Consider the following 12115-nt stretch of genomic DNA (forward strand, 5'->3'; position numbering starts at 1 on the left):
AGTGAAGGACGGGCAGAAGCCCCCATTGGCCATGGTTTTTCGAGTTCACGTCCCGCTTCTCTGCCGTGCTGCCCTGCTGAGTGTGGCTATCGTCGCCTCTCCCTGCATCGCGTTGGCGGGCGACCAGGTCAGCGTGACCGCCGAGATGGGCGTCATCGATATCGAGGCGAACGAATATGTCTATTCGGGCTCGTCCAAGATCAGCCAGCTGATCTGGCAAAGCCGGTCGCCGGCTGCAACCGGTCAGGTCGACATCCCCCTGCGCGACGGGTGGGGCCTGCGCGTGGAGGGCACCGTGGCTTGGGGCACCGTGGCCTGGGGCGGCGATGGCTACATGGAAGACTATGACTGGCTCGCACCTTATGCGACCGGCACCGGGCCGGACGACTGGAGCCACCGTTCGCAGCATCCCGACACGCGGCTCGACCATCACTTCTCCGCTGATCTGGCTGTTACTCGCACGCTCTATGAGGACGAGGGCGCTTCGGTCGGGCTGCGCGGCGGGGCGCGCTATACCGATACGCAATGGACCGCCTATGGCGGTACCTATCTCTATTCGGTCGGCGGCTTCCGCGACACGCCGGGCTCGATCGGTGACGGGGTGATGGGCATCACCTATCGCCAGACCATTCCGGAAATCTACCAGGCGCTCGACGCGGAGATGACCGAGGGTGCGCTAACGCTAAGGCTGTCAGGCCGCGTCGGGGTGGCGATCGGCGCCAAAGGCGACGATGATCACTGGCTGCGCGATCTCAACTTTCTCGACGTCTGGTATCCGATACCCACTGCCGGGGTCGAAGCCGGGGCCGAGCTTGCGCTGGGCGAGCGCGCCGCGCTCACCGCATCGGCCGGGCTCGACAAGGTCTTTGCGACCCGGGCCGATACTATCGTCACCGACACGCTGACAGACCTTTCAGCCACCTTCCCTAATGGCGGTGGCGGCGACTACCGCAGCATCCGGCTTTCAGCGGGGCTCAAGGGCTCCTTCTAGCCAGCCGTATCGCTTGCGGGCTTCACCCACACCGTGCAGTCGTGAAAGGCCGCGCCGCCAAAGGGCGGCACCGGGTCCGATCCGATCAGCGTGTTGATGCCCCAGCCGTCCTTGTGCGAGCGGTTCTTGTGCAAACCCTCGACGATCACGACGCCGGTCTGAAGACCGTCGAAAAACGCCGCCTTCACAAAGACTTGCCCGCGCCGGTTGCCCAACTGAATCAAATCACCTTCGGCGATGTCCAGCCGGGCCGCATCCATGGGGTGGATGAAGGCCTTGGGCTCCCCTTCCCGCTTCTGGCTGCCGGGGGTTTCCGAGAATGTCGAGTTGAGGAAGGTCCGGGCCGGGCTGGTGGCCAGGCGGAACGGGTGGTCATTGTCGACAGGTTCGTTGACGTCCCAATGCTCGGCAAAACGCGGCATGATCGCGGGATCGCAGACCCAATGCACGGCCTTGAGCTGTCTTGTCTGCTCCCAGTCGGGTTCAAAGCGATAGCGCCTGTCCGGCCAGGCGAAGCCGTCGCGGTAATGGGCCTTGTCATCCGGCAGGGCGCGTTCGGCAAAACCGGTTTCCGCCATCTCGGCCATTTCGGGATAGTTGGAATCCTTGAGCGTTTTCTCGACCAGTTCACGGTCGCTCAGTTCAAACACATCGTCGGGGTCGCCCAACCGTTTGGCCAGCTCGCGATAGACCCAATGGTTCGAGCGTGCTTCACCGGGCGCCTCGACGAGCTTGGGGCCATAGAGCACGCGGGTGTGTCCGCCACGGGTGTAGATGTCGTCATGCTCGAGAAAGGTGGTTGCCGGAATGACGATATCGGCGAGTTCCGCTGTCTCGGTCATGAATTGCTCGTGCACGACCACGAACAGGTCCTCGCGCATCAGCCCGGCGCGCACCTTGCCCTGCTCGGGGGCGACCACCGCCGGATTGGTGTTCTGCACCAGCATCGCCTTGACCGGCGGACCATAGGCCAGCGGTTTGGCCTCGCCCATCAGCACCGGTCCGATCTCGGACATGTCGAGAATGCGCCGCTTGCCCTTGGAGACGCCCGTGCCTTCGATGGCCGATTTGTCCAGCCCCCAGGTGCCGGAATTGGAATGGAATGCCCCACCGCCCTCATGGTGCCAGGCGCCCGTCATCGCCGGAATCGAGAGCGCGGCGTGCATGGCAACAGCGCCATTGCGCTGGCGGGTGAAGCCATAGCCGAGCCGGAAGAAGCAGCGTTTGGTCGAGCCAACCAATGCCGCGAACTCCTCGATCTCATCGACCGAGAGCCCGGTGATGGGTGCCGCCCATTGGGGCGAACGCGTCGCCAGATGTGATTCAAAGTCTGCGGAGAAGTCCGTGTAATCGCGAAGGAAATCGCGATCCGCCAACCCATCGCGCAAGAGGACATGCATCACCGCGCAGGCGAGCGCGCCGTCGGTGCCCGGGCGCAGAACAAGCCCCAGATCCGCCTGGGCCATGGTCGCGGTTCTGTAGATGTCGACCACGACGATCTTTGCTCCGCGTTCCTTTTTCGCCTTCATGGCATGGGTCATCACATTGACCTGGGTATGCACCGGGTTGGTGCCCCAGATCACGACGACATCAGACTTCGCCATTTCCTCGGGGTTGGGACCGCCCAGCCTTCCCGTGCCGGTGATGAAACCGGCCCAGGAGATCATCGAGCAGATGGTGCCATACTGGTTGGAATAGCCCCTTAGATTGCGCAAGCGCTGCAGGCCGTCGCGCATGACATGGCCCATGGTGCCGGCATAGTTGTAGGGCCACACGGCCTCGGCGCCATATTCACGCTCGACCGCCAGGAACCGCTCGGCGATCTCGTCAAGCGCCTCATCCCAGCTGATGCGCTGCCATTGCCCGCTGCCTTTGGGGCCGGTGCGGCGCATGGGGTGGGTCAGCCGTTCGGGGTGGTGCTGGCGCTCGGCATAGCGAGCGACCTTTTCGCAGATCACGCCTGCGGTATAGGGATCGTCCTTGGCGCCGCGAACGCGGCCAATCGTGCGCTCATCGATGATTTCGACATCGAGCGCGCAGGTCGAGGGGCAGTCATGCGGGCAAACGGACCGTGCGGTCCGGATCGGGGTCGGCTTGTTCATCAGATCGGCTTCTTCCCGGGCGCGCCATGCGGACCCGAATGAGTGAGTCCAGCGCAGTTTATGCGCAGACCGCCGCGCCGTCAGCCCCGGCTCCGATCAATTCGGGTGATCGGAGCCAGTCACTTCTCTGATGACCGGGGTCAGGCTGCGTCTCGTCCCGGAAGGGTGTTGGAGAGCGGGATTTCGCGCAGAAGAAACGACAACGCAAAGGCCATCACGCTGGCCACAGCGGCACACAGGAACACCGGGTGCAGCGCCGCCGTCACCCCTTCGAGCACGGTGTGCCGCAACGGTTCCGGCAAGCTTGCGACAAGGCCCGGGCTCAGCGAAGAGCGGCCCGCGCCCAGCGCTTCCCCGCCCTGCAGATTGCCAAGCTGGACAGCCAGACCGCCGGCAAAGATGGCGCCGAATGCCGAAACGCCCAGCGATCCGCCGACCTGACGGAACAAGGCGGCGCTGGCGGTCGCCACGCCCAGCATTTCGGGCGCAACGGCGTTCTGGATGGCGGTGACGCCAATGCTCATCATCGGGCCGATGCCAAGGCCCACGATCAGCATATAGACCGACACCTGCCAGATCTCGGTATCCGGGGTCAGCGTGGCGAGCAGGGAGAGACCCGAAAACATGATCACGCTCGCCACGATCGGCAGGATACGGTAGCGCCCGGTCCGGCTCATGATCTGGCCTGAAATGGTGGAGGCGGCGATTAGCCCGCCCATCATTGGCAGCAGCAGCAGACCGGAGGTCGAGGGGCTGATGCCCTTCACGACCTGCAGATAGAGCGGCATGAAGGTGATGGCACCGAACATGGCAAGGCCGGTGATCAGCCCCACGCCGTTCGAGACGACGAAATTGTTGTTGCGAAACAAGGAGAGCGGCAACACCGGTTCGGCGGCGCGGCGCTCGGCAAAAATGAAGCCTGCGAGACAGACCACGGAAAGCGCCATCAGCCCCAGAATGACCGGCGAATTCCAGGCGAAGCTGGTGCCCCCCAGGCTGGTGAACAGCACTGTGGACGCCAAAAACCCGGCAAGCATCATCGCACCAGCATAGTCGATCTTGTGCTTCACCCGGCGGCCAAGCGGCTTGAGCGCCATGGTAATAACGCCGAGGGCCACCAGCCCGATCGGCAGGTTGACGAAAAAGATCCAGTGCCAGGAGAGATGATCGACGAAAAAGCCGCCCATCAGCGGGCCGAGAATGGTCGAAATGCCAAAAACGCCGGCCAACAGGCCCTGCGCCTTGCCGCGTTCGCGGGCAGGCAGCACATCGGCCACAACGGTCATGGAGACGACCATCAGCCCGCCACCGCCCAGCCCCTGGACCAGGCGGCCGGCCACCATCATCATCATGTCCGCTGCGACACCGGCAATGATCGAGCCGATCAGGAACACCCCGATGGCGGACTGGATGATGATCTTGCGGCCATAAAGGTCGCCCAGCTTGCCATAGATCGGGGCACCGACGGTCGAAGCCAGCAGATAGGCGGTGATCACCCAGGTCAGGTGGTCGAGGCCGCCGAGATCGCCGACAATAACCGGCAGGGCGGTCGATACGCTGGTCTGGCTGAGGGAACCAAGGAACAGAACCGTGGCGATCGCAGCCATCACAAGAGCAACGGGTTGCTCGACCGCCGGCATGGCGGTGTTTTCGCTTGCGGTCATGCCGCTATCCTTCCAAATCTTTGAACGACCATGGCCCCCAACTTCAAAGATCCGGGGGCGGTGTCGCCATATTCAGGCATGTGCCAAAAGGGGCACTTGCCGTTTGAATGTTGAACGCATATATGTGCTGACAGCAATTACATGTCAACAGCATGTATTTTGGAAAGATCGAATGACCGAAAACAAGACCCCATCCGCCCCCCGCCAAGCCGGACCGGCCTCGCTCGATTCCGGGATGACTGGCCGGCTCGAGCGCGCCGGCATCGATCAATCGGTGATCGATGCGGTGTTCGGTGTCGACGGGATCCTGCAGACATGGCGCCAGCGCATGTCGAAGCGCGAGCTCGGCAATATGGCAATCGCGGAGCTGGGGCTCGACATCGATCTGGCCCAGCTCGACGTGCTGATCGCCATTCATGCTCCCTATCAAGGCATTCCCGAGGGAGAGCAAGGCGAAACCATGGTGGCAACGGTCGCCGAGCGGCTGTCCATCGATCCCTCGCGTGCCAGCAGGCTGGTCTCCGAGCTGGTCAATCTCGGCTATGCCCGGCGCGAGGCGAGCCAGGCCGATGCCCGCCGCACCATCATCGCGGCAACCGAGGCCGGCATCGCGCTTGTCGACGCGGTCCGGACCTACAAATTCCTGATCATGGGCGAGTTTTTTGCCGAATGGACCGAGAAGGAGCGTGCCGCCTTCCTGCCGCTGCTCGAACGGTTTTCAACCTGGTCGGACCAGATCGATGCGCCGCATTCCGATCGCCTTGCTGCAGAGATCGGCGAACTCAAGATCCAGGTCGGCAATGCCGTGCATCACAAGGCGCGCGCCTGATCATTCCTTTTCGCTCAGTTCGGCGATCAGCGCCTCCATTTCGGCGATTTCCTTGCGCTGGGTGGCAATGATGCCGTCAGCCAGCTTCCGCACCCGGGGATCTTCTATGTTGGCCCGCGTGCTGGTCAGGATGGCGATGGAATGGTGCGGGATCATGGCCCGCATATAGTCGACATCGTCAATGGTCGCCTGGCTGCGCACCAGGTAGAGCCCGCCACCGAAGGCCAGAACCGCAACCGTCAGTATGGTCATGTTGAGCGCGGGATCGCGATACATGCCGAGCATGAATCCCAGCATGATGAGCGCCATCGCGCCGCCCATCACCAGCGCCATATAGGCCCGGGTCTCGCTCCAGAAGGCATGACCGATGATGTCGTAGCTGTTGAGATACATGAGACCCAGCATCACCACCGTTGAGGTGGCGATCATCAAGGCGAAGCGCAGATAAATTGGCATGAAAGACCCCTGATCCTCTGATTCAGGTTCGGCGGGCAGACCGCCGTGTTCATTGACAGAACGCCTGACCAGTTTGGAGGTTTCATGCGCTGAGCTTGAGCCCGACAATTCCTGCGAGAATGAGGGCGATGGAGATCAGCCGGGGCGCACTGGACGGCTCTTTGAGAACCGCGATGCCGATAATCGCCGTGCCCACGGCACCGATGCCGGTCCATACGGCATAGCCCGTGCCCACCGGCAGCGTGCGCAGCGCCAGCCCCAGCAGGGCAAAGCTCGCCACCATGGCTGAAAGGGTCAGGGCGGTGACGCCCGGGCGGGTGAAACCTTCGGTGTGTTTGAGCCCGATGGCCCAGACGATTTCAAGCAAACCCGCGATGAAAAGGTAGATCCACGCCACGACCGGCTCCTGCGTGTGGGCCGGTCGTCCGGACAGTCATGGGTCCCTTCGCGGGGGTCGTCCCCCGCCCCGTTTCGACTTCTATATGGACCCTCAGGCGGCCGCGACAAGCACCGACGAGAACTGACGCCGCAAATGATCGGCAAAGGCTTCGAGCGGCGGCGTGGTGTCGCCGCGGCGCATGGCCATGCCGATCTCGGTGGTGCCGAGCGGGCACTCCTTGTCGAGCTCTTCGACAATCCTGAGGCCGGGGCGCAGATACCAGCTTGGTCCCACGGTCAGGCCGAGCTGTTCGGCCACCGTCGCTGCCAGCAATTCGACATTGGATGTCGTGTAGGCCAGCCGCCACGGCTTGCCGATCTTGGCCAGCGAAGCGATCGCCGCATCGCGCCATGAGCAGCCTTCCGGCCACAGGGCCAGCGGCAGGGGGTCGCGCAGGGCGAGATTGGAATTGTCCGGGCCGATCCAGTGCAGCTTGTCACGCCGCAGGATCTCCATGGGCACTTCTCCGGCCCGCGCGGACAGGATCACCATGTCGAAGCCCTGCTGATCGAAATGGGGCCAGAGATCCGCCGTCGTGTCGGTGACGACTTCCAAGTCAACCGCCGCGTGGCTGCGGGCGAAGCTCGACAGCGCACGGGGCAGAAAAGCCCGGGCATAATCGTCGCTTGTCGCGATACGGATCGCGCCGGAAATCTCGGGATTGCGGAAGGTCGAGACCGTCTCGTCATTGAGCCGGACCATCGAGCGCGCATATTCCATCAGCTTGTCGCCATGACAGGTCAGGATGTTCTTGCGCCCGACCTTCTCGAACAACTTGACGCCCAGGATCTCCTCGAGCCGCTTCACCTGGGCCGACACCGTCGACTGGGTCTTGTTCACCCGCTCCGCGGCCGCGCCGAAGCCACCGGCATCGGCGATCGCCAAGAAGGTTCGAAGGAAGTCCGGATCAAGGGAATGCATGGCAGTAATCCATAAATCGGGAATATCGATCTAAAACACAAAAAACATTCGTTTGTTCGATTTGTCAACTGCCACCAGATTGAGGGTCCAGCAAGGAGATGGACCCATGACTGACATTCGTTCATACGGAAACCGCCTGCCCTTTCTTGATCTCAAGGGACAGGGCAAGACCTTCAACAGCGTGACCCGCAGGCTGCTTCGTCCCGTGGTGGCAGTGCTGTCGGGCACCCTCAGCGCCTATTTCGACTATCGCCAGCGCAAGGCGAGCCGCGAGGCCGTGCAACATCTCATGAAGCTCAGCGACTATCACCTTCGCGATGTCGGGGTGACGCGCAAGGAATTGCGCGAGGCCGCGCTCGACGAGACCAAGGCCTGGGATTTGCTGAATGACCGGCGCGGGGTCTGACTTGTACGGGGTCACCTCGCGCCGGCCGGGGCGGCGGCCCTCCCGACCCCAAGGGAGCCCGTCGCCCCTACTGCCTTTTCCCTGCGGCCCGGGTTCGGGTCAGCCCTTGGCCGGGGTCATGGTTTCGAGCGCGATATCGCCGGCGACCAGCCCGCGCGGGCCGTCCTCGGGATAATCGCCCGGGTCTACCCGGGTCACCGAATAGCGCTTCTCGTCGAAGAACGGACTTGTGCTTTCCGCCGAAACCCTGAGCGCCGGCTCGCCGGCAAGGCCGGCCTTTTCGGTCTCTGCTTCGGCGGCAACGAGCCGCGCATCGCCGGCATTCTTCGCGCGCACACGAATGGTGCCGTGGCCTGAGCCGATATCCCAGTTGGGATCGTCAGCCTCGGCGACCGGGGTGAGTTCGAATATCTTCAGCATCGGGACATTCTCCATTGATTTTCAATAGGATGGCGGATCGCTCGCAGGAAATGATTCATCCCCTGCCTGGTCCACTTCGTCCCATTTCCGTTTCGGTGGGTGGCGCATGCCGTCCTTGCCTGCATGGCGCACCGGCTGACTGCCATCGCGGCCTTCGGTCTTCGGTTCACCCGGGCGATAGGCGGCGGGCGCCTTGTCGTCGGGTGGCGCGATATCAGTGTGCGTGTCGGGATCGTGATGACGCTTCTGCATGCCGGTCTCCGTTTGCTGCGTCCTCACTCCGTCAACGCTGCGCCACTGTCACCGGTTCCCGTCACCGCGCACAAAAAAGGCCGCCCCGAAAGGCGGCCCTTGAATTCCCGCGATGAAGGCGTGGCGTTAGCCGACGATCTCGTCATCGGTGAAGAAGAATTCGATTTCCTTCTTCGCATTGTCGAGCGAGTCCGAGCCATGCACGGAGTTTTCACCGATCGACAGTGCAAATTCCTTGCGGATGGTGCCCGGGGCCGCATCGGCCGGGTTGGTGGCGCCCATGACTTCGCGGTTCTTGGCGACGGCATCTTCGCCTTCAAGCACCTGCACCACCACCGGTTCGGACATCATGAATTCGACCAGTTCGCCGAAGAAGGGGCGTTCCTTGTGCACCGCATAGAAGCCTTCGGCCTGTTCGCGGTTCATGTGGATGCGCTTGGAGGCGACGACGCGCAGGCCGGCATCTTCCAGCTTGGCGATGATCTTGCCGGTGAGGTTGCGCTTGGTCGCATCGGGTTTGATGATCGAGAAAGTCCGCTCGAGAGCCATTTGCCGTTCCTGACGTGCGTTTGATGGGAAGGTTGGCGCCTTTTAGCGTCAGCCAATCGCGCTGGCAAGCGGGCGTTGGGGCCCAGCGCTCACTCGTCCGATGCCACCTCGCCTTTCAGCGTCGCCTCGTCCGGGGCGATCCAGAGTTCATTGGTCTCGATCACGCCCGAGGCGGGGTGTTCGACCGTGACCGTCAGCGTTTCCGCTTCGGCGGGCAGATCGATCTCGCGCGTATAGGCCAAAGGGGTCAGCACCTGGATACAGGCGCCCTCGATAATCTCGGGCGTGATGGTCACCTTCGCCGGCGGGCCGGGATCGACTGAGAAGTCCCCTTCCTGCCAGCATCCATTCGGGGCGGTATAGGTGTATTGCAGCATGACGCGCCCTTCTTCGGTGCGCCAGGCGACCTGTACCGCCTCGGGCGGCGGGTTCATCACGTCGATTTCGGCGTCGCTCGCGCCTGACCAGATCACGCCGCCGATCAGGGCGGCGGCGACCAGCACGACCAGCAATACGGCCAGGATTCGGGTGAGCATATTTGCCTCGTCATTGCATTGTCTGCAGCAACCTGCCCCGGCACCATCGTCCCGGCAAGCCCGCCCAACCCGATCTGTGCTGACAATCGGGCAATCGCCCTCACTTGCACGTGAGCCGGTCCCGTCCGGATTGCGCGGGCGTAACGCCCATTGCAGTTGCGGCGCGAAACGCCTATCTCGGGGCGCGCGCCGCCGCCCCGCGTTCAACCCGTCCGTTCAATCCCCTCAACTGCCCTCGCGTTCCCGCCATGCTGACAATCACCGATATGAGTTTTCGCATCGAGGGCCGCTCGCTCTTCGAAGACGCCTCGCTGGTGTTGCCCGCGGGCTCGAAGGCGGGTCTGGTGGGCCGCAATGGCACGGGCAAGACAACGCTGTTCAAGCTGATCCAGGGCGAGCTGACCCCCGAGACCGGCGAGATCACCGTCCACAAGCGCGCCAAGGTCGGCTCGGTCGCGCAGGAGGCCCCTTCGACCGAAGACAGCGTTCTCGACATGGTGCTGCATGCCGACGCCGAGCGGCGTGACCTCATGTCCCGCGCCGACACCGAAACCGATCCGCATGCCATCGGCGAGATCCACACCCGGCTTGCCGAGATCGATGCGCACACCGCAGAAGCCCGCGCCAGCGCCATTCTCAAGGGGCTCGGCTTCGACAAAGCGGCCCAGGCCGGCCCTTGCTCGGCCCTGTCGGGCGGCTGGCGCATGCGCGTGGCGCTTGCCGCCATGCTGTTCGCCGAACCGGACCTGTTGCTGCTCGACGAACCGACCAACTATCTCGATCTCGAAGGCGCCCTGTGGCTCGAGCGCTATCTCGCCACCTATCCGCACACCGTGCTGCTGATCAGCCACGACCGCGACCTTCTCAACAAGGCGGTCAGCTCGATCGTTCACCTCGACAAGGGCCGGCTGACTTTCTATCGCGGCAATTACGACCGGTTCGACGCCCAGCGCCGGCTGCAGATGGAGATCGTCAACAAGACGCGCGAAAAGCAGCTCGCCGAAATCGCGCATATGCAGTCCTATGTCGACCGCTTCCGCTACAAGGCGAACAAGGCCAAGCAGGCCCAGTCCCGCCTCAAGCGGATCGAGAAGATCAAGCCGGTCGAAGCGCTGTTCGACGAAGACGCCCTGCCCTTCTCCTTCACGCCGCCCAAGCGCACCGTCGCCGCACCGATTCTCAGTTTCGACGATGTTTCAGTCGGTTACGACGGCAAACCCGTACTCTCGAAGATCGACGGACGCATCGATCCGGAAGACCGGATCGCCCTGATCGGGGTCAACGGGAACGGCAAATCGACCTTCGCCAAGCTCCTGGCCGGTGAGCTCGCCCCCATGGGCGGGGTGATGCAAAAGGCGCGCAAGCTCGAGATCGCCTATTTCGCCCAGCACCAGATGGACATGTTGAAGCCTGGCGAGACCCCGCTTCAGCATATCGAGCCGCTCACCCACTATGACAGCGAGGCCAAGCGCCGTTCGCGCATCGCCCAGATGGGCCTGCCGACCTCGCGCATGGACACCGTCGCCTCCAAGCTTTCGGGCGGCGAGAAAGCGCGCCTCCTGATGGGGCTCGTCACCTTTTCGGGGCCGAACCTTTTGATCCTCGACGAGCCGACCAACCACCTCGATATCGACAGCCGCGATGCCCTCATCCAGGCGCTCAACGCGTTCGAGGGCGCCGTCCTGATCATCTCGCATGACCGGCATTTGATCGAAGCCACGGTCGACCAGCTCTGGATTGCTGCCGAGGGCACCATCACCGTGTTCGACGATGATCTCGAAGGCTATCAGCGCATGCTGACCAATCCCGGCGGCATCGCCGAGGGCGGCACGCCCGGCATCGGCGGCAATGGTGGTGGCACCGGGACGGGCCGTGGGTCCGGGAACGGGTCCGGCGATGCCTCGGGCGATGGCGTCCCGCGCGACCGCAAGGCCGAGCGTCAACGCGCCGCCGCGCTGCGCGAGGAAACCGCCCCCTTACGCAAGGCCATCAAGGCGGCGGAAGCCGACATGGCGAAACACCAATCCGCCCTCGACAAGATCGACGCCAAGCTGGCCGACCCCAAGCTCTATGAAGGCGACCCTGCCGAAACGGTGAAACTCACCACCGAACAGGCCCGCCTCAAATCCGCCCTCGAAGACGCGGAAGCCCAGTGGCTCGAAGCCAGCGAAGCGCTGGAGGCAGCGGAAAAGGCGCAGGGCGTTTGAGGCCAACTTCCAACCTAAACCCTACCCCGCGCCCTCACCCTGAGCCCTCATGGTGAGCTCGTCGAACCACGAAGGGCGAAGGCAGGGCGTTCTGCCATCCTTCGAGGGTCGCGCCGCTGGCGCTCCCACCTCAGGATGCGGAGAGAGAATTTTGACGCTGCCCCCCGCCTCCCCTCCTTCGTCACCCTCGGGCTTGCCCTTCGACAGGCTCAGGACGAGGGTCCATGATGAGGTGGCGCACGGGAAGAGGGCGTGTGGTGGAATAGGCCGCCGCTACGTTGAGATGCGGGGCCACAGATCCTCCCATTTCAGGTTCATGCCCTCGATCAGGTCGAGTTTCCAT

General features: G+C 63.4%; 13 protein-coding genes. 4 read left to right on the top strand and 9 right to left on the bottom strand.

Going from position 1 to position 12115, the window contains the following annotated elements; translation table 11 throughout:
* Positions 1-31: 31 nt before the first annotated feature.
* Positions 32-991, top strand: coding sequence for an omptin family outer membrane protease (locus tag G489_RS20020; RefSeq protein ID WP_051332523.1), 960 nt, complete (start codon positions 32-34; stop codon positions 989-991).
* Here G489_RS20020 and G489_RS0110335 read toward each other — a convergent pair.
* Complete coding sequence (locus G489_RS0110335) at positions 988-3093, bottom strand: molybdopterin-containing oxidoreductase family protein (RefSeq protein ID WP_029041490.1); 2106 nt, start codon at positions 3091-3093, stop codon at positions 988-990. The two genes, G489_RS20020 and G489_RS0110335, sit on opposite strands and share 4 nt — an antisense overlap.
* Before the next feature lie 140 nt (positions 3094-3233).
* Positions 3234-4757, bottom strand: coding sequence for an MDR family MFS transporter (locus G489_RS0110340; RefSeq protein ID WP_029041491.1), 1524 nt, complete (start codon positions 4755-4757; stop codon positions 3234-3236).
* Positions 4758-4929: 172 nt separating this feature from the next.
* Here G489_RS0110340 and G489_RS0110345 point away from each other — a divergent pair, with 172 nt between their 5' ends.
* On the top strand, positions 4930-5586 hold the full coding sequence (locus G489_RS0110345) for a MarR family winged helix-turn-helix transcriptional regulator (RefSeq protein ID WP_029041492.1): 657 nt from the start codon (positions 4930-4932) through the stop codon (positions 5584-5586).
* On the opposite strand, the gene G489_RS0110350 is transcribed toward G489_RS0110345, so the two are convergent.
* The 3 genes from G489_RS0110350 to G489_RS20025 all read right to left on the bottom strand — a co-directional run bounded on the left by G489_RS0110350 (position 5587) and on the right by G489_RS20025 (position 7402).
* The gene (locus G489_RS0110350) at positions 5587-6042 is read right to left on the bottom strand and encodes a DUF305 domain-containing protein (protein ID WP_029041493.1); all 456 of its coding nucleotides are present in this window, start codon (positions 6040-6042) and stop codon (positions 5587-5589) included.
* Positions 6043-6124: 82 nt separating this feature from the next.
* On the bottom strand, positions 6125-6439 hold the full coding sequence (gene sugE / locus G489_RS0110355) for a quaternary ammonium compound efflux SMR transporter SugE (protein WP_029041494.1): 315 nt from the start codon (positions 6437-6439) through the stop codon (positions 6125-6127).
* A 93-nt stretch (positions 6440-6532) separates the two neighbouring features.
* The gene (locus G489_RS20025; protein ID WP_051332524.1) at positions 6533-7402 is read right to left on the bottom strand and encodes a LysR substrate-binding domain-containing protein; all 870 of its coding nucleotides are present in this window, start codon (positions 7400-7402) and stop codon (positions 6533-6535) included.
* Positions 7403-7508: 106 nt separating this feature from the next.
* Here G489_RS20025 and G489_RS0110365 point away from each other — a divergent pair, with 106 nt between their 5' ends.
* Positions 7509-7808 (top strand): DUF1127 domain-containing protein, encoded by a 300-nt coding sequence (locus tag G489_RS0110365; RefSeq protein ID WP_029041495.1) that lies wholly within the window; start codon positions 7509-7511, stop codon positions 7806-7808.
* Positions 7809-7907: 99 nt separating this feature from the next.
* On the opposite strand, the gene G489_RS0110370 is transcribed toward G489_RS0110365, so the two are convergent.
* The 4 genes from G489_RS0110370 to G489_RS0110385 form a co-directional block, all read right to left on the bottom strand.
* Positions 7908-8228 carry a hypothetical protein gene (locus G489_RS0110370; RefSeq protein WP_035872399.1) on the bottom strand — a complete coding sequence of 107 codons (321 nt, stop codon included), beginning with the start codon at positions 8226-8228 and terminating at the stop codon, positions 7908-7910.
* A 21-nt stretch (positions 8229-8249) separates the two neighbouring features.
* Positions 8250-8480, bottom strand: a complete 231-nt coding sequence (locus G489_RS20030) for a hypothetical protein (protein ID WP_035872369.1) — start codon at positions 8478-8480, stop codon at positions 8250-8252.
* A 126-nt stretch (positions 8481-8606) separates the two neighbouring features.
* Entirely contained in the window at positions 8607-9029 is a 423-nt protein-coding gene (ndk, locus tag G489_RS0110380) for a nucleoside-diphosphate kinase (protein WP_029041497.1), read from the bottom strand.
* Between the two features lie 89 nt (positions 9030-9118).
* Complete coding sequence (locus tag G489_RS0110385) at positions 9119-9565, bottom strand: hypothetical protein (RefSeq protein WP_029041498.1); 447 nt, start codon at positions 9563-9565, stop codon at positions 9119-9121.
* A gap of 248 nt (positions 9566-9813) precedes the next feature.
* Between G489_RS0110385 and G489_RS20035 the strand changes: the two genes are divergently transcribed.
* Positions 9814-11772, top strand: a complete 1959-nt coding sequence (locus G489_RS20035; RefSeq protein ID WP_035872373.1) for an ABC-F family ATP-binding cassette domain-containing protein — start codon at positions 9814-9816, stop codon at positions 11770-11772.
* The last annotated feature ends 343 nt before the right edge of the window (positions 11773-12115 follow it).

It is taken from the genome of Cucumibacter marinus DSM 18995 (assembly GCF_000429865.1).
Classification (GTDB): domain Bacteria; phylum Pseudomonadota; class Alphaproteobacteria; order Rhizobiales; family Devosiaceae; genus Cucumibacter; species Cucumibacter marinus.